The organism is Nocardia sp. NPDC003269 (genome assembly GCF_042888005.1).
Classification (GTDB): Bacteria; Actinomycetota; Actinomycetes; order Mycobacteriales; family Mycobacteriaceae; genus Nocardia.
In genome coordinates this window covers 348,090-365,948 of sequence record NZ_JBIAPA010000003.1, presented here as the reverse complement: position 1 = coordinate 365,948, position 17,859 = coordinate 348,090, and the positions used below count along the sequence as shown (strand labels likewise).

15 protein-coding genes are annotated in these 17,859 nt (G+C 70.8%); 6 read left to right on the top strand and 9 right to left on the bottom strand.

All coding sequences use genetic code 11. The features are described from left to right. Positions 1–40: 40 nt before the first annotated feature. Entirely contained in the window at positions 41–742 is a 702-nt protein-coding gene (locus tag ACFYWJ_RS21645; protein ID WP_355272316.1) for a type 1 glutamine amidotransferase domain-containing protein, read from the bottom strand. A gap of 213 nt (positions 743–955) precedes the next feature. On the opposite strand from ACFYWJ_RS21645, the gene ACFYWJ_RS21640 reads away from it, so the two are divergent. Further along, positions 956–1,783 (top strand): serine aminopeptidase domain-containing protein, encoded by an 828-nt coding sequence (locus ACFYWJ_RS21640; RefSeq protein WP_355272318.1) that lies wholly within the window; start codon positions 956–958, stop codon positions 1,781–1,783. A gap of 83 nt (positions 1,784–1,866) precedes the next feature. Next, positions 1,867–2,199, top strand: coding sequence for a plasmid stabilization protein (locus ACFYWJ_RS21635; RefSeq protein WP_355272320.1), 333 nt, complete (start codon positions 1,867–1,869; stop codon positions 2,197–2,199). A 10-nt stretch (positions 2,200–2,209) separates the two neighbouring features. On the opposite strand, the gene ACFYWJ_RS21630 is transcribed toward ACFYWJ_RS21635, so the two are convergent. Both ACFYWJ_RS21630 and ACFYWJ_RS21625 read right to left on the bottom strand, forming a co-directional pair. Continuing rightward, the gene (locus ACFYWJ_RS21630; RefSeq protein ID WP_355272322.1) at positions 2,210–3,799 is read right to left on the bottom strand and encodes an FAD-binding protein; all 1,590 of its coding nucleotides are present in this window, start codon (positions 3,797–3,799) and stop codon (positions 2,210–2,212) included. A 96-nt stretch (positions 3,800–3,895) separates the two neighbouring features. Beyond that, positions 3,896–4,498 (bottom strand): hypothetical protein, encoded by a 603-nt coding sequence (locus ACFYWJ_RS21625; RefSeq protein WP_355272324.1) that lies wholly within the window; start codon positions 4,496–4,498, stop codon positions 3,896–3,898. Between the two features lie 228 nt (positions 4,499–4,726). Here ACFYWJ_RS21625 and ACFYWJ_RS21620 point away from each other — a divergent pair, with 228 nt between their 5' ends. Then, a complete protein-coding gene (locus ACFYWJ_RS21620) occupies positions 4,727–6,271 on the top strand; it encodes an acyl-CoA carboxylase subunit beta (RefSeq protein WP_355272326.1) in 1,545 nt (514 codons plus the stop codon). Positions 6,272–6,301: 30 nt separating this feature from the next. Here the strand turns inward: ACFYWJ_RS21620 and ACFYWJ_RS21615 are convergent, their stop codons facing one another. Continuing rightward, positions 6,302–7,930: an alpha/beta-hydrolase family protein gene (locus tag ACFYWJ_RS21615; RefSeq protein ID WP_355272327.1), complete on the bottom strand. Its 1,629-nt coding sequence runs from the start codon at positions 7,928–7,930 to the stop codon at positions 6,302–6,304. Between the two features lie 252 nt (positions 7,931–8,182). Between ACFYWJ_RS21615 and ACFYWJ_RS21610 the strand changes: the two genes are divergently transcribed. Beyond that, complete coding sequence (locus ACFYWJ_RS21610; protein ID WP_355272329.1) at positions 8,183–8,509, top strand: hypothetical protein; 327 nt, start codon at positions 8,183–8,185, stop codon at positions 8,507–8,509. Between the two features lie 31 nt (positions 8,510–8,540). Beyond that, the gene (locus ACFYWJ_RS21605; RefSeq protein ID WP_355272331.1) at positions 8,541–9,824 is read left to right on the top strand and encodes a DUF1576 domain-containing protein; all 1,284 of its coding nucleotides are present in this window, start codon (positions 8,541–8,543) and stop codon (positions 9,822–9,824) included. 47 nt (positions 9,825–9,871) lie between these two features. Here ACFYWJ_RS21605 and ACFYWJ_RS21600 read toward each other — a convergent pair whose 3' ends face one another. The 5 genes from ACFYWJ_RS21600 to ACFYWJ_RS21580 form a co-directional block, all read right to left on the bottom strand. Continuing rightward, the gene (locus ACFYWJ_RS21600) at positions 9,872–11,347 is read right to left on the bottom strand and encodes an aldehyde dehydrogenase family protein (RefSeq protein ID WP_355272332.1); all 1,476 of its coding nucleotides are present in this window, start codon (positions 11,345–11,347) and stop codon (positions 9,872–9,874) included. A 72-nt stretch (positions 11,348–11,419) separates the two neighbouring features. Next, a complete protein-coding gene (locus tag ACFYWJ_RS21595; RefSeq protein ID WP_355272334.1) occupies positions 11,420–12,430 on the bottom strand; it encodes an alcohol dehydrogenase catalytic domain-containing protein in 1,011 nt (336 codons plus the stop codon). 37 nt (positions 12,431–12,467) lie between these two features. Beyond that, positions 12,468–14,414, bottom strand: coding sequence for a hydantoinase B/oxoprolinase family protein (locus tag ACFYWJ_RS21590; protein ID WP_355272336.1), 1,947 nt, complete (start codon positions 14,412–14,414; stop codon positions 12,468–12,470). A 2-nt stretch (positions 14,415–14,416) separates the two neighbouring features. After that, entirely contained in the window at positions 14,417–16,459 is a 2,043-nt protein-coding gene (locus ACFYWJ_RS21585) for a hydantoinase/oxoprolinase family protein (protein WP_355272338.1), read from the bottom strand. A gap of 25 nt (positions 16,460–16,484) precedes the next feature. Further along, positions 16,485–16,694 (bottom strand): hypothetical protein, encoded by a 210-nt coding sequence (locus tag ACFYWJ_RS21580; RefSeq protein ID WP_355272339.1) that lies wholly within the window; start codon positions 16,692–16,694, stop codon positions 16,485–16,487. Between the two features lie 191 nt (positions 16,695–16,885). Between ACFYWJ_RS21580 and ACFYWJ_RS21575 the strand changes: the two genes are divergently transcribed. Beyond that, positions 16,886–17,857 (top strand): AraC family transcriptional regulator, encoded by a 972-nt coding sequence (locus tag ACFYWJ_RS21575; RefSeq protein WP_355272340.1) that lies wholly within the window; start codon positions 16,886–16,888, stop codon positions 17,855–17,857. The last annotated feature ends 2 nt before the right edge of the window (positions 17,858–17,859 follow it).

Below are 17,859 nucleotides of genomic sequence, written 5' to 3'. Positions count from 1 at the left end.
TAGTTGATGTAAGCGACGTTAACTTCGAATGTAAGCACTGTCAACGCGGCAGGTCGGCGATGAGCCGATCGGCCAGCTCCGCCGACGAGCCCGGGTTCTGCCCGGTATACAGATTGCCGTCGACCACGATGTAGGGCCGCAACGGAATCCGGCCCTTCGAGTAGTCGACGCCCAGCTCCTTCAGCCGGTCCTCGAGCAACCACGGCGCCTTGCGCGCGAACCGGTTCAGCAGCTCCTCGCGGTTGGACAGCCCGGTCATCCGGCGGCCGGCGAACGGCGAGACGCCGTCGGGCCCGGTGGCCGCCGTGATGGCGGCGGGCGCGTGGCACAGCAGCGCGAGCGGTCGACCGGAGGCCGAGCGATCGGCGAGCAGCGCGCCGGACGTCGCGTCGTAGGCGAGGTCCTCCATCGGGCCGTGACCGCCGGGATAGAAGACGAGATCGAAGTCGTTCGCGTCGACGGTGTCGAGGGCGACCGGGCTGTCGAGTTCGGTCCGGATACCGTCCAGATACCGCTCCACCTCGCGGCGTTTCCACGGCATACCGCCCGCGATCCCCACGCTCAGCCGGTCGAGTGTCGGCGCTTTCCCGCCCGGCGTGGCGATGGTGATATCCCAGCCAGCCCGGCTGAACGCCCGGTGCGGGACGGCGACTTCCTCCGCCCAGTAGCCGGACGGGTGCACGGTGCCGTCGTTCAATGTCCAGCGGTCCGCGGCGGTGATCACCATCAGAACCTTCGTCATCATTCCTCCTGATGCGGTCGTGCCCAGACGGATGCGGCATCAGGCAGCCGAGGTCTGGGCGATCGAAAACGGGCGGACGTTCGCGCCCCGGATCGCCGACGAAGAGCAGACCCACTGCCGAATGTTTTCGGCGCTTACATTAGTCTCCGTGCTGTCCGGCGTCAACGGAGCCGGGGCCGCCGGACCGAGCCGATCCACCGAGGAGCACCCCCTATGACCAGGCCGAACGACCCCCGAGCCGACGGCAGCGCCACCGCGCCGACGGCAGCGCCGATCGTCTTGATCGCACCGGCGATGGCGATCGGTTCGCGCTTCTACGCCCCGCTCGTCGCGGCGTTCGCCGAGCGCGGCTGGAGCGCGCGGGCACTGCCACGGCGCGGCTTCGAGCAGGGTGAACCGCCCGCAGCGCGCGGGCACGACTGGTCCTATCGGGACGAGATCGACGTCATCGATCGGGCGGTGACCGCGGCCCGCGCCGAAGCGCCGGACCGGCCGGTCGTCGTGCTCGGGCACAGCCTCGGCGCGCAGCTCGCCGCCGGTCTCGAGTTCACCGGCACCGGCGCGGACGGCCTGGTCACGATCGGCGGCTGCCTGCCGTACTACCGCCACTATCGGCGCGGCGGACTCGACATCGCCGTGATGGCCACCCTGGTACCGCTGCTGACCTCGGTGGCCGGGTATCTCCCCGCGCCCGCGTTCGGCGCCCCCGGCGCCCGCACGATGATGCGGGAATGGGCCCGGATGGTGCTGACCGGCCGCACACCGTTTCCCGCGCGGGGCACCATCGCCACCGCGGCCCTGGTGATCTCGCTCCAAGGCGACACCCTCGGACCGCGCCGCGGTATCGAGGCGTTCGCGCGCGACCTGTTCGCGCCCGACCGCGTCACCCGGTGGGACTATCGCAGCGCGGACGTCCCGGCCGGGGCGAGCAACGACCACATCCGCTGGGTGCGCAGTCCCGGACCGGTCGTCGACCGTGTCGTCGCGTGGTGGCAGGAGGCGACGGCGACCCCATCGGTGCGTGTGCACGCCGCGGACTGACGGCGGTCGACCTGTTTCCCCGTATCGATGCCGGGTACCGCGTGAATGAACGAGACCCGATCCGCCACGAGGAGGTACCGGTCATGCCGCAGCGAGCGTGGAGCACCAAGCGCGAACGTCAGTACGAGCACATCAAGGAGTCCCAGCGCGAGCGGGGCGTCGGCGAGGACAGGGCCGAACAGATCGCGGCCCGCACCGTCAACAAGGAACGCGCCCGCAAGGGCGAGTCGGCGACGTCGAGCAAGTTGTCCCGCACCGACATGTCCTCCGGCCGGCGCGGCGGTCAGCGTGCCCATCGCCAGGGGCCGCGGGGCCTCACCCGCGACCAGCTCTACGAGGAAGCCCGGCACCGCAATATCGAGGGCCGCTCGAAGATGAACAAGAAGCAGCTGGCCCGCGCACTCGGGAAGGACTGACCGCGACGCGTCAGGCCAGGGCGTGCGTTCCCGCGCGGCGGCCGGAGAAGACGCAGTCGGCCAGGGACAGCCCGCTGACATAGGAGTTCGAGCAGATGCCGACGGCCGCGCGGCCCGCCGCGAAGAGGCCGGGGACGACGCCGCCCGCCTCGGCGCGGACCGCGCCGGTGTCCTCGTCGACCAGCAGGCCGCCGAGGGTGAGCATCGGCATCGGGTAGGTCAGCCGGGCGGTGAACGAGATGTCCAGCAGCGTGAAGGGTCCCGTGCGCAGCGGACGGCGGATGTCGTCGGGCTTGCCGAACGGGTCGGGCAGGTTGTGCTCGATGGCCCGGTTGTGCGCGTCGACGGTGTCGCGCAGGGTGGCCGGGTCGATGCCGGCGCGGGTGGCGGCCTCCTCGACCGTGCGACCGCGCGAGGTCCCGATCCGCAGCAGGCGCTCGGTCTGCATCCGCTGGAACCACACCGACTGCGGGCCCAGCTGCTCGCGGGCGTCCCGGTGGAGCTCGGCGTCGACCAGCAGCCACGCCCGGTTACCGGGGCTGGTCGCGATCGCCGCGCCGAGCGCGGCGCCGTAGCGGGATTCGTCGATCATCCGCTGCCCCAGGGAGTTCACCGCGATCGCGCCGAACATGGCGCTGGGGGGCGCGATGAATCGCCAGGTCGACAGGGCGTCCAGCTTGCCGCTCGCGGCGCCGATGTCCTGCGCCATGGTGATGCCGCTGCCGTCGTCACCCGCGGTGCCGAGGGGCAGGCCCTGCGACCACGGGTAGTCGGGGGCATGGCGGGCGACCATCGCGCCGTTGGCGATGAATCCGCCGGTCGTGAGGACCACGCCGGACTTCGCCTGGATCCGGACCGGCCTGCCGTGCTTGCGTTCGATCCGGGTCAGCAGCGCTTCCATCGCCGCGCGGAGACCCGGGTGGTACACGCCCGGCTTCGCCGAGATCCGGGCCAGGGCGGCGAAGCGGCGGCGCACGGACGCGGGCGCGTCGGCGATCGTGACCGCCTCGATTCCGGTGACGCGCCCGTCCTCGACGACGAGCCGGGTGGCTCTGGTGCCGGAGTGCACCCGCACGCCGCGGTCGGCCGCCGCGGCGGCCAGCGGCCCGAACAGCGCCTTGCCGGACACACCCGGGCCGTGCGCGCGGTGCCCGCGCTGCCGTGGCTTCGCGAGATCCCGGTACCCGCCGGAGTTCTCGCTGCCGGAGTAGTACAGGTAGTAATCGTCGGACGGATACGAGGTCTTGTAGGGGCAGAGCGACGCCTGGAAGGGCACGCCGTGCTCGGTCAGCCAGTCGATCATCGCCGGGGACTGCTCGCAGAACCGGCGCAGGGTCGCGGCGCTCACCGCGTCACCGACCTCGGCCTCCAGGTAGGCGAGCATGGTGTCGACATCGTCGTCGATCCCCGCGTCCCGCTGGACCCAGGTTCCGCCACCGGCGTAGACGATGCCGCCGGACAGTGCCGTCGCCCCGCCACCGAGGTGCCGGTCGATCGCGAGCACGTCCGCGCCCGCCTCCCGCGCGGTCAGCGCGGCGGTCACGCCCGCGCCGCCGTACCCGACGACCACGACATCGGCCGCACTGTCCCAAGCCCGCACCAGTCCACCTTCCGAGCGGACGCCGACCCCGTCGTCGCCGTCCGCCCACAACTATAACGTGTTCTAGAAATCTGGCAGCCGGACCGGCACGCGCCGCTATCCGTGGACGCGCACCCGCCCGCCGGTCAGTTGCGCGGCGACGTGGTCGATCGCCGCGACGGGCTGATCCAGAATGCGCACGGCGGTCCGCAGCCCCTTCGTGCCCCCGACCTTCTTCCGCAGCACACGCTGTACGTCGGGATGCTCGAGCCCACACACTCCGACGGTCTCCGGCCCCACTCCCGGGAACAGATCGATCACCAGCAGCTCGTGGCCGAGCTTGCGGTACAGGCGCAGCCCCTGGATGGTGGCCCACGGCAGGAAGACCGAATCCGGTGCGGCATCGATGCTCAGTCGCAGCCCCGCGGGCGACAGGCGCATCGCCGTCGGCGGCACGCCCTGCGCTTGCCAAGTCGCGCGCAACTCGCGCAGGCGCCGCAGTTTGCGCACCCCGTCGACACCGAAGATCGCCACGACCGGCAGTTGCACGAGTCCGATCGGCCCGGCCAGCCAGACCAGCAGCGCGGTGATTCCGGCGACGAAGACCGCGGTCACCAACCCCACCCAGGCCGCCACCGCCCCCAGTCTGAGCACCGATTCCCGCGACCGCTGTACGGCCACCGCGTCCACGCCGACGACGAACTCCCCCACGGATTCCATCCCGCGCACGCTACCGGTGTTCTCGACGGCACAGCGTCCTTGCACGCGCTGCCACCATGCAGTCACTGCCACATATCGGCTCGGCGACCCGCCTGCCCAACGGTCGGACGGCATTTCGTGGTCGATCACAAACCCGGACGGCACCGGGGGGTGGTGGGCACCGGTACTGTGGCTAGCGCCCACCGGACGCGGTGTCGGCGTTCCACTGCGACAACCTGGATGTAATCGATGAGTGCTACTGCCGAAAAGCTTGCCGACCTGCGAGAGAAGCTGGAGCTCGCGCAGGAACCGGCCGGAGAGGCGGGAGCCGCCAAGAGAGCGCGCAAGGGCATACCCTCGGCCCGCGACCGCATCAACATGCTCATGGACCCGGGCACTTTCGTCGAGATCGGCGCCCTCGTGCGCAATCCCACCGACAAGAACGCCCTCTACGGCGACGGCGTGGTGACCGGACACGGTCTGGTCGACGGCAGGCCGGTGGCGGTGTTCTCGCACGATCAGACCGTCTACGGCGGCACCATCGGCGAGATGTTCGGCCGCAAGGTCGCCGCGATCATGGCCCTCGCGGGCAAGATGGGCTGCCCGCTCGTCGGCATCAACGACTCGGGCGGCGCGCGCGTGCAGGAGGCGGTGTCCTCGCTGCGCTGGTACGGCGAGCTGGCGACCATGATGGAGCCGCTCTCGGGTGCGGTGCCGATGGTCTCGCTCATCCTCGGCAACTGCGCCGCCGGTGCGGTGTACCAGCCGATCTGCACCGATGTCGTGGTCGCGACCGAGAGCGCGCACATGTTCGTCACCGGCCCCAAGATCATCGAGGACGCCATCGGTGAGAAGGTCGACATGGAGGAGCTGGGCGGCGTCTACAACCAGGCCGCCTATGGCAACATCCACCACGTCGCCAAGGACGAGCCCGCGGCCTTCGAGTGGGTCCGCACCTACCTGAGCTACCTGCCGTCGAGCTCCACCGAGCTCCCGCCGGTCGTCAACCCCGGCCTGGAGCCGGAGATCACCGAGTCCGACCTCATGCTGGACAAGCTGGTCCCCGACTCCGACAACATGGTCTACGACATGCACGACGTGCTGCTGCGGATCTTCGACGACGGCGAGTTCCACGAGATCGGCGCGGCCGCCACCGAGAACATCATCACCGGCTTCGCCCGGGTCGACGGCAGGCCGGTCGGCGTGGTCGCCAACCAGCCGACGGTGCTGGCCGGCGCCCTCGACGCCAAGGCCAGCGACAAGGCCTCGCACTTCATCCACATCTGCAACGCCTTCGAGATCCCGCTGGTGCTCGTCGTCGACACCCCGGGCTTCCTGCCCGGCGTGGAGCAGGAAAAGGCGGGCGTCATCAAGCGCGGCGGCCGGTTCCTGTTCGCCTATGTCGAGGCCACCGTGCCGAAGGTGACCGTGGTGATCCGCAAGGCCTACGGTGGCGGCTGGGCCGTGATGGGCGCCAAGGCGCTGGGCTGCGACGCCTACCTGGCGTGGCCGACCGCGCGGATCGCGGTGATGGGCGCCGAGAGTGCCGTCGGCCTGACCCAGCGCAAGATCCTCGAGGCGACGCCCGAGGAGCAGCGCGGCGCCATCCGCCAGCAGATGATCGACTTCTACAACGCGACGATCGCGACGCCGTGGATCGCGGCCGAGCGGGGCTACATCGACCGCGTCATCGAGCCGTCGACCACCCGCCTCGAGATCCGCCGCGCCCTGCACCTGCTGCGGGACAAGCAGGTCGTGCGCTACCCGCGCAAGCACCACCTGCTGCCGCTGTGATCCGGTGCGGGCGGGTATCCGCCCGCACCGTCACTTCCCGTCCCGCATGACCGACCGCAGCCGCTCGGTGTCGGCCGCGGTCCAGCCGGGCGGTGACAGGATCGCCGCCCAGGCGTCGGCGATGTCGGCCTGAAAGGTGTGCCCGTGTCCGTCGGGCACATCGGTGGAGACCGCCATGTCGGCCGACACCTGCAGGAATGTCACGACCGGGATCCACCGGGTACTGGGCAGGACGTCGGGACCGCGCGGCTCGCGCAGCCAATCCGGTTGCTGGAACAGCATTTTCGGCGTCCACCAGGTGATCGGGTCGGAGGCGTGCTGGAGGTAGACGACCCGAGGGGACGGCCACGGCGCGTCGGGGCGGGCCAGATCGGCGGCGCTCGCGACGAAGCGCGCGGCGTGCCCGTCGCGGTAGATCGGCAGCCATTCCGGCGAGCCCGGGTCCCGGCGCATCGTGGCGTCGCGCCAGACCGGGTTGGTGGCGGTCGGGCCGACGAACAGCACACCGTCGGTGCGGGCAGCCATGTCCTGCACACTCGAGAACGCCGCTTCGCCGCCGAAGGATCCGAGGCTCTCGCCGAAGACCACCAGCTTCGGCCGCCGGTCCGGCGGCAACGTCGCCCACTCCGCGTGCACCGCCTCGAACAGGGCCTGTCCGGCGTGGCGAGCCCGTTCCTGGTCGACGAGGAACGACAGCCAGCTCGGCAGGAACGAGTACTGCATACTCACCAGGGCGCTGTCGCCGTTGGCCAGGTACTCCACGGCCGACGCGGTGGATTCGTTGATCCAGCCCGTGCCGGTCGTGGTCGCCACGCCGAGCACGGCCCGCTCGAAGCCGCCCGCCCGCCGCAACTCGGCGACCGCGAGATCGGCTTCGGCCTCGACGGTCTCGGCCGAATCGAGACCCGTGTAGACCCGGATCGGTGGCCGCGCCGGGCGGCCGTTGAACGCGGCCAGCTCGACCTCGGTGGGCCCGTTGGACACGAAGATCCGGCCCTGCCTGCCCAGCGAGTCCCAGGTCACCAGTGAGCCCGGTCCGCCGGAACGCTCCGGGGACACAGGCTGCAGGGTGTCCGCCGACGTCTCCTGGTTGACCGCCTTGAACGTCGAATTCAGCAGCGACATCGCCGCACTCGCCACCACGCCGTTGAGCAGCGCGATCACCACCGCCACGACGACGACACCGCCCAGCAGCACCGACACCCGCGGCGGCAGGACCCGTCCGAGCAGACCGCCGACCCAGCCCACCAGCGCCCGCCCCACCCGGACGAGCCCCATCAGCACCCCGAACACGATCAGGCCGATCAGCACCATGATCGGATACGCCGACCACGACAGGCCCGCCACGCCCATCAGCTCGCGCAGCTCCCGCTGCCAGCCCGCATACCAGATCAGCGCCACGACGGTGCCCGCGATCGCCACGACGCCCAGTCCCCAGCGCAGGACGGGCGGCATCGGGACCGGTTCCCGTTCGAGCACCCACCACACCAGCGCTGCGATCGCGGCGCCGAGGCCGAAGCCGACGGCCGCCGCCGCGCCGGACACGACGCCCTGGAACAGCGGCCCGCGCGGCAGCAGGGAGGGAGTCAGCGACAACCACACCAGGATCAGCGCACCGGTGAGCCCGCCGAACCCGTGTCCGCGTGGTGTGGAATTCATCTGTGCCCCTACGGTTCGATCAGCGACCACCCGGGGCGCGCCCCCGGTGCTGCACGTTCACCGGTACGGAGCAGACGCCGGTCTCCGCACGGACAGGTGAACTGTACGACCGGTCACGGCCTCGCCGCCGGATCCGCTGCGACGCTGCTCCGAATCGTGATCCGGTCCCGGCCGGGGCCACCGGGATGTGGGCGGACCCGGTCATGGCGCGTCGTAGCCCGGAGTTCGCTGTCCGTCGCGCACACTGGGGTCATGGGTTCGCTGTGGATTCTGCTCGGGTCGGGCGCGATTCGCGCCGACGAGGTGTCCGAGATCGCGGTCGTCAAGACCGGCCGGGTGGTGGGTGGCCGGGTCGGACGTGAGCAGTTCGCGGTGGTGGTGCGCTCGTTCCGGGGGTCGCCGACCGCCGGGCGCGCACTGTCGCGGACCGTCTGGACCACCGCGCGGGAGCCACGGGCCGAGGAGGTCGCCCGGTCCCTGCTCGACCAGCTGATCGCCCAGGCCGACGCGGCGGGCACGCTGGCCGTCGACGCCTCGGGCACGGTCGAATTCACGAGCCCGCCCGCCGAGACCCGCTGACCGGCTCGTGCCGAGGCGAACGAACGCGCGCGTGCGCGGTGTGGGCGATCAGCAGGTGCTGTTCCGGGTCGTCGTCGCGATGTCGGTGGCGTTCGTGGTGTTCGGGTTCGTGGTCGACTCCCCCGGCGCCGTGCTGCGCGGTGTCGTCGACATTCTCAGCGCGCGCGACAATCTCGTCACCGACTTCGTCGGGGTCGGGGGGCTCGGCGGCGCGTTCGTGCAGGCCGGGCTGCTCACCCTGGTCGCCTGCGCGACCTACCGGATCACCGGCGCCGCCGTCGACGGACCGGCGGTGGCCGCTCTGCTGCTGGTGCTCGGCACCGCGCTCTACGGCAAGACCCTGCTCAATGTCTGGCCGATCCTGGCCGGAGTGGCACTGTATGCAACAGTGCGTCGCGAGCCGCTGTCCGCCCATGTCTCGACCGCCTGGTTCGGGACGGCGCTGTCTCCGATCTTCGTCGAGCTGGCCTTCAACACCGCGCTACCGGTATGGGCGGGAGCCCTGCTCGGCGGGGTCACCTCGGTGCTGATCGGGTTCGTCCTGCCGCCGGTGGCGCGTCAGCTGTTCCGCGCGCACGACGGATTCACCCTGTACAACATGGGTTTCGTCGCCGGTGTGGTCGGTGCGGTGGTCGTCGCGGTGTACCGCGCGTTCGGGCTCACCGCGCCACCGGAGATGGTGTGGACCTCCGGCGACGACGGGCCGCTGTCGATCCTGCTGGCGATCCTGCTCGTCGGCCTGGTCGGCACCGCGTTCGCACTCGACCGCGCGCCGTGGCGCGCCTACCTCCGGCTGACCCGCCGCGACGGCCGGGCCCCGTGCGATTTCATCACCGACGACGGCGCGGCCGCGGTCCTGCTCAATATGGCGGTGACCGGCACGCTCGCCACCGGGTACGTGCTGGTGATCGGCGCGCCCCTGAACGGGCCGGTCATCGCGGGCATTCTCAGCGTCATCGGTTTCGGCGCCTGCGGGAAGAACGCCGCCAACATCGTGCCCGTCATCGCCGGGGTGGCGATCGCCGGCCTGCTCAAGCCCTTCGAACTCACCGACCCCGGCCTGATCTGGGCCGCGCTGTACGGCACCTGCCTGGCCCCGATCGCGGGACGCTTCGGCCCGCACTGGGGTGTGGTCGCCGGGTTCTTCCACGCCTCGGTCGCCCAGGTCACCGGCGCGCTGGTCGCCGGACTCAACCTCTACGGCAACGGCTTCGCCGCCGGTTTCGTCGCCGCGGTGATCGCACCGGTCGCCGCCCTGCTCTCACACCCCCGCCGCGGCGCCGGCGAGAAGGAGATCCCGGTCCCCGCGGCGTGAGCCACCGGCCGTCCGTCGATGCGACGACAGGGACGGCCGGTCCCGGGTCAGCTCAGGTTCAGGTAGACCGCCTTGGGGTAGAGGTAGCTCTCGACGTGGTCGCGGCCGCCCTTCCAGCCGTAGCCGCTCATCTTGGTGCCGCCGAAACCGACGGCCGGGTCGAGCACGCCGTAGCAGTTGACCCAGACGGTGCCCGCGGTGATGCCACGCGACACCCGGTGCGCGGTGGCCAGATCCGTGGTCCAGACGCCGCCGGCCAGGCCGTAGGGCGTCGCGTTCGCCAGGGTCAGCGCCTCGTCGACGTCGTCGAAGGGGATCACGGTGGCCACCGGGCCGAAGATCTCCTCCTGCGCGATGGTCATGTCGTTGGTGGCGGCGGCGAAGACGGTGGGCTCGACGAAGTAGCCCGCGGCGCGGTCACCGTCGACCCGTCGGCCGCCGCTGACCAGCTCGGCCTCGCCGGACCCGATATCGATGTAGTTCAGCACCCGGTCGAGCTGGCGCTGCGAGATCAGCGGACCCAGATGGGTGTCGGGGTCGAGGCCGTCGCCGACCCGCAGGGTCCGGGTGAATTCGGCCATCCGCGCGACGAATTCGTCGTGGATCGAACGTTGGACGAAGATCCGCGAGCCCGCCACACAGACCTGTCCGCTGTTGGTGTAGACACCCATCGCCGCACCACGGACGGCACGGTCGAGATCGGCGTCGGCGAAGACGATGTCGGGCGACTTCCCGCCCAGCTCGAGCTGCAGCCGCTTCATATTGCCCGCCGAGGCCCGCACGATCGTCTGCGCGGTACCGACCGAGCCGGTGAACGCGATCCGGTCGACGCCGGGATGCTCGGCCAACGCGGCGCCCGCGTCCTTGCCGTACCCGGTGACCACATTGACCACGCCGTCGGGCACTCCGGCCTCGGTCAGCAGCTGCGCGACCCGCAGCACCGACAGCGACGCGTCCTCGGCCGGCTTGAGCACCGCCGTGCAACCGGTCGCCAACGCCGGTCCGAAGATCCACCACAGGCCGATGAGCGGCCCGTTCCACGGGATGATGCCGCCGACAACGCCGACCGGTTCGAGCGAGCGCAGGGTCAGGACGTCGCCGGGCAGCGAGTTCGGCGCGGTCGCCACGCTGCCCGCGTCGACCTGCGAGGCGAAGAACTGCAGTACCTGTGAGGTCCACTCGCGCAGTCCCTGGGTCCGGGTCAGCGGTGCGCCCATGTCCAGGGTCTCGATCGTGGCGAGCTCGTCGAAGTTGGCCAGCACCAGGTCGTGGACGCGCAGGATCAGCGCGCGCCGCTGGTGCGGGGTCCAGCGGCTCCATTCGCCCTCGAACGCGGCCCGCGCCGCCGCCACCGCGGCGTCCACGTCGGCCGCGCCGCCGGCGGCGATGGTGCCGAGAGTGGTGCCGGTGGCGGGGTTGATCACGTCGATGGTCTCGCCCGACGCGGCGGGCACCCAGCGACCCCCGATCAGGTTCTGCTGGGCGGCTCCGACGAAGGCGGGAACCGGATGTGTGGTGGTCATGAATGCTTCTCCCATTGCCCCGGCCGTGCCGGGGGCGTTGCTGAAATCGCCGGTCGGGCAGTGCCGCGCCGGTCAGTCGAACAGGAACACGCCCTTGCCCGCGTCCTGCTTGTCGAACCACCGGTAGGCCTCGTCGGCCTGCTCGATGGTCCAGGTGTGCGAGTACAGCTCGTCGACCGGAAGATCGTGGGCGACCACGTAATCGGCGCAGCGCGCCTGCTCGATCGACGACATCGTCCACGACGTCAGCAGCGTCCACTGCTTCTTGTAGACGGCCTGCGTCGTGAACGTCACGTCCCCGGGCAGCCCCGTGAACACGGCCCGGCCGAAGGTGCCGAGCACCGCCAGGGCATCCTCGCTCGCCCGCCCCGAGGTCTCCAGGACGACATCGGCCAGGCGCCCGCCGGTGAACTCCGCGACCACGTCGGCGAGCGACTGTGTCCGCGAGTTCACCACCAGGTCGGCGCCGAAGGTCGCGCTGTGGGCCAGGCGCCGGTCGTCGACGTCGACGGCGATCACCCTGGCCCCCATCGACGCCGCGAACATGGTCGCCGACAGCCCCACCGGCCCCTGCCCGATCACGACCGTCGTCGTGTCCGCGACACCGCCGAGGCGTTTGATCGCGCCCCACGCCGTACCGGTTCCGCAGCCGATCGCGGCACCCGCCTCGAACGAGAGCCCGTCGGGCATCGGCAGCAGCGAGGCCACCGGCACCAGCGCGAACGGGGCGTGGCCGCCGTGGACATGGACCGCCATGGTCTTGCCGGGCGCGGTCTCACACATCTGTGGCCAGCCCGCCCGGCAGCGGCGACAGCTGCCGCAGCCGATGTAGTGGTGGATCATCACCCGTTCGCCGATCCGCGCCGGGTCGACACCGGGACCGACCGCGAACACCTCACCGCACGGTTCGTGTCCCTGGATCACCGCGTGGTCGAAGTCGAACGCACCGTGGTAGAGGTGCAGGTCCGATCCGCACATCCCGGAGGCGCGGATCTTCACCACGACCTCGCCGTAACCCGGTGTGGGCTCAGGGAATTCCCGCAGCACGATGGTCCCGTCACCCGGGAACACGACACCCTTCATCACGATCTCCTCTGGCTGGCTGATATCGCGCGGTCGCTCATGCCGACCGCCCGGCCCGCAGGCGCGCCGTCGCCTCGTGGTCGACGCGTAGTCCCTCGGGGTCGGTCCGCGGGTCGCCCTCGACGACGACGCCGTAGTCGCGCGCGGAGCCCGCGATGCTCACGTACTCGTTGCGGACGTCGGCGAGGACGTGGTCGGGATCGCGGCGCAGCGGATCACCCCAGCCGCCACCGCCGTTGGTGAGGCAGCGCAGGACGGTGTTCGGCACGGTCGACCACACCGGCTGGGCGGCGAAGTAGTGGTAGGTGCCGTCGACCGGGTCGAGTGCTTTGGTCTCGGGGTCGAGCACGCCGGCGACGGGAACGCTGTCGGCGTACACCTCCGGACCAGTGCCGAGGATGCCCGGCGCCGTACCGTCCGCGCGCGGCGGGAACAGCCACATCGCGCCGGTGGCGCCGGACCCGCCACCGTCGGCCCCCACACCCGTGGCCTGCTTGGTACGGAACGGCGACAGATGGTGCTCACCGGCGGTGAGCCACAGCGCGTCCTTCAGATTCGCCGCGCCACCGCGGAACAGGCCGGCGCCGCCGGTGTCGATGGCATGTTCCTTGCGCAACAACACCACCGGCGCGTCGCGTTCGATCGTCTCGGTCGCCGGATCGAGGTTGTTGAGGGTGAACAGCACGGTGTAGCTGTCGCCGTCGCCGACCCGGGTGGCGCCCCACGGCCCGTGCTCGCCACCGCACTGGGTGGCCGAGGTCCACGGCGTGCCGTCGGCGCGCACGCCGGAGGCGTTGTGGGTGTTGGTCGACCCGTAGTCGCCGCCGACGCCCTGCGGTCCCAGCACCGGATTGAGCGCGTCGAAGATGGCCGACGCGACCGCGCCCGAGGCCTCCCAGAACATCATGATGCCGCCGTCGGGCGGCAGCGAGGAGACGATGGTGCCCGGCGGCACCGCGAGGTCGACATTGCGCCAGGTGCCCGAGGTGAACGGCACCTTCGGATCCAGGAGCATCGTCAAGGCAACGCCCACCGCGGTTTTCGTGTCGAGGACACCGCAGTTGATGCAGGTGCGCGCCTGCGGCGAGGTGCCGGACAGGTCGATCTCCATGTCCTCGCCGCGCTTGCGGACGAGCACCCGCACGGTGTAGTCGACGCTGTCGTCGAGGCCGTCGGCGTCGATCAGCGCCGAGCCGGCGTAGTCACCGTCGGGGACCGCCGCGATGGCGTCGCGCATCCGCTCGGCGGAGGTGTCGCAGGCGTAGTCCAGGGTGCCGAGATAGGCGGCGAGACCGTAGCGCTCGATGTTCTCGAGGACGAGCCGCTCCCCCAGCCTCAGCTGCTGGAAGATGCTCTTGAAGTCGGGCAGCAGCATGCCGCCCCAGCGGGTGTTGTCGAAGATCAGGCTGAAGGTCGACCGCACCGGCTCGTCGCCCGACCACAGCAGCATGGGCGGAATCACCAGCCCGTTCTCGTAGACATTGGCCTTGGTCGCCGAGAACCCGCCCGGCACGGTGCCGCCCATGTCGAGCTGGTGCGCGCACAGGGTGACGAAGGAGACGATCGCGCCGTCGACGAACACCGGCCGGGTGAAGGCCACGTCGTTGACATGCCTGCCACCGCGATACGGGTCGTTGCAGATGAGAACGTCACCGGGACGCAGGTTCTGCGGCCCGTACTCCTCCACGGCATTGCGGACGGCGTCGCCCATGGTGCCCAGGAACACGACCAGGCTGTTGCTGACGACGGCCATCGGATAGCCCTGGTCCGCGGGACCGCTGATGGTGCAGGCGAAGTCGTACCAGTCGCGGATGATGGGCGAGAACGCCTCGCGCATGAACCCGGTCGACATGTGCTCGACCGCGTAGCGCAGCCGGTTGGTGAGCACGGTGGCGCTGAACCGATCGCACCCGTAGCGCTCGCGGAACTGCGCGTCGGAGAGTTCGCGCAGCCGGGGTGCGGCGGGAATGGTGGTGCTGGACATGGTCACTTCCTCCGGATGACGATCTCGCCGTAGGCGCCGACGGTGGCCTGCTGCCCCGCGCCGACGTGGGTGGTGGACAGGCCTTCCTCGACGACCGCGGGACCGTCGAGCCGGTCGCCCGCGCGCAGGGTCGCGTGGTCGTAGACGTGGGCCCGCTGGGCCCCGACGCCGTCCGCGTCGAGGTCACCGAGGTAGCGCAGCGTGACGGTCCGCACCGGGGTGAGGGGTCCGTCCTGCGCGCCGCGGGCGTCGATCCGCGTGTACTCGACCTTCGGGGTGTCCAGGATCGCGCGGACCCGGAAGGTCACCCCCTCCACCGGCATCGCCTCGAACCGGTTGCCCGAGCGGGCCTCGTAGGTGTCGTGGAAGGCCGACACCATGAGCTCGACCGCGGATTCGTCGATGAGTCCGCCGGGCACCGGCACGAACGGTGTCTCCCAGCTCTGTCCGGCCAGGTGCGCGTCCATGCTGCGCAGCAGGGTCACCGACCCGTCACCCGCCTGGGCGCGCAGCTGCTCCTCCATCTCGACGAACAGCGCGTCGATGGCGGGCGCCGCGTCGCCGGTGAGCATCAGATACGCGCTGCGGTTGACGGTGAAGACCTGGTCGGCCGAGAGCAAGCCGACGGCCGAGAACAGCCCGGGGTTGGGCGGCACGATCACCTGCTTGCACTGCACCGTGTCGAGTACGGCGGGCAGCAGCATCGGACCCGCCGCGCCGAACGCGACCAGGCTGTAGTCGCGGGGATCGACGCCGTTCTTGATGGCGACGTTGAACACGCCCTCGGCCATGTTGTGCACGGCCATCTCGTAGGCGTAGCGCACGCGATGGGCCAGGTCGAGCTCGGTGTCGAGGCTCTCGAAGGCCCGCCGGGCCGCGGCGGCGTCGAGCTGGAGCTCGCCGCCGGCGAAGTCCGCCTCGTCGAGGATGCCGATCAGCAGGCAGGTGTCGGTGGTCGTAGGCTGGGTGCCGCCGCGGCCGTAGCAGGCCGGTCCCGGCTGGGCGCGCGCGCTGTCGGGACCCACCTGGATCTCACCGGCCGGACCGATCGCCACGATGCTCCCACCACCGGCGCCGATACTCGAGATCGCGTTGGCGAGGGCGTTGACCACGAGGTCGTGCTCGAGCTCGAAGGTGGTGTCGACGAACGGCTCGCCGTCGCTGACCACGCTGATATCGCACGAGGTGCCGCCGACATCGGCGCACAGCAGGTCGTTCTCGCCGATCAACGCGCCGAAGTGCGCGCAGGCGACGGTGCCGGCGGCGGGCCCGGAGAACACGATCCGGAACGGTTGTTCCATCGCGCGGGCCGCGGGGACCAGGGTGGCCGCGCAGTCGGCGAAGTTGAGCTGACCGGTGAAGCCGAGTTCGCCCAGTCCCTTCTCCAGGCCCGCGGTGTAGTCGGTGTAGATGATCTTCATCAGGGTGTCGACCACCGTCGTCGAGGCGCGCGCGTACTCCTTGGCCAGCGGGGAGACCTCGCTCGAGATCGAGCACGGCACGTCGCCGAGTACCTCGCGCACCAGTTCGCGCAGCCGCAGTTCGTGCACCGGCGTGACGTAGGCGTTGATCAGGCAGATCGCGACGCCGGTGACCTCGCACCGCCGCAGCACCTCGAGTTCGGCCCTGGCCTGGTCCTCGTCGAGGGCGAACAGCACGCCGCCGTCGGCGGTGATCCGCTCGCGGATCCCCCGGCGCAGGTAGCGCGGCACCAACGGCCGGGACGCGTCGCCGAAGCTGCGCCGCCAGTGCGGGTCGAGGATGGCCTCGGCCGGGCGCCAGACCCGGCCCATGTCGAGGATGTCGCGGTGCCCCTCGGTGGTCAGGAACCCGATCTTGGGCAGCCGCCGGGTGATCACCGCGTTGAGGCCGTGCGTGCTGGCGTGGTTGAACACGGCGGCATCGGCGACGCCGAGCACTTCGGCGCCGCGCAGCACCGGGCCCGCGACCTCCGCGTAGTCGGTGGAGATCTTGGCGGTGTGGATCCGGCCGTCGCGCCAGGCGACGACATCGGTGAACGTGCCGCCCACATCGACTGCGATCATGGTTGTCTCCTCAGGTGTTTCGCGCTCAGACGAGGTCGGCGAGCAGCTGGATGGGGCCGAGCCGGTGCCAGGGTTCGCGCGACACCGAGTGCAGGCAGCGCTGGCACTTGATCACCCGCACCCAGCCCTGTTCCGCGACAACGGCATACGCGCGCAGCTCGGCGGCTCCGCACCGGGGACAGGCCCCGTCCCGGGGTTCCCGGATCAGCTCGGGCGGTGTCGATGCGTCGGGCATTGCTGGTCCTCCTGCGGCTGAGATGTACGGCCGAATGCCGTGCCGACGACGCTAGGAGTGGGAGACCCAGGTCACAATCCGCGCAGCGAAGGGCAGATAGCCGCGGACCGAAGCTGGTCTTTTCGCGCGACATGTTTATATTATATTCAGATTGATGTGACACCCATCACGCCCGAAAGGAGGGTGGATCGTTGCCCGCAGCACCGGTGACGTGCGCGAACGCCTTCCGCACCGCGGACCCGGCCGCCGCCCACGCGCACGTGGCCGCCACGTTCGCCCATCACGAACTCCGCCTCGACGAGCGCACCGGCATCGACTTCGCACTCGAGTCGGTCCGCACCGAACGCCTCACCGTCGGCCGGATGACCTACGGCACCACGGCACGCCTGGACGGGCCGCCGATGCAGTCCTGCTATCACGTGAACCTGGTGGTCACCGGGAACAGCACGGTGCAGCAGCACGGTGAGCGCCGATCCTTCGGCGCGGGCCAGGCGGGCGTGGCCTTCGTCCACGACGCGCCGCTGTCGATCCGCTGGAGCGCCGACGCCGAGCACTTCCACATCAACCTGCGCCGAGACCCGCTCGAACGCCACGCCGCGCACCTGCTCGGTCGCCGCGACCCCGAGCCGGTCCGCTTCGATCTCACCTTCCCGACCGACTCCCCCGCCGGTCTCGCCTTGGTGGCCGCCACCCGTTTCGTCTACACCGAACTCGCCCGCGAAGGCGGCCTCTCGACGATGCCGCTGGCCTGCCGCGACCTCGAGTCGACCCTGATGACACAGGTCCTGCTCACCGCGCCGAGTCAGCTCACCCCCGCCCTCACCGGGTCCGCGCCGACGATCGGCTCGTCCCGGATCCGCGACGCCGTCGCCTACATCCACGCCCATCCCGACGCCGACGTCTCCACCGCCGAGCTCGCCGCCCGCGCCGGGGTCTCGGCCCGCGCGCTGCAACTCGGATTCCGCGACGCGGTCGGCATGTCGCCCAGCGCCTACGTCCGCACGGTCCGCCTGGATCGCGTCCGCGACGAACTGACCTCGGGCCGCGCGCTGTCGGTGAGCGACACCGCGATGCGCTGGGGCTTCTTCCACCTCGGCCGCTTCGCGCGGCAGTACCGCGAGCGGTTCGGCGAGTTGCCCTCGGCGACGACCGCGCTCCGGTAGCA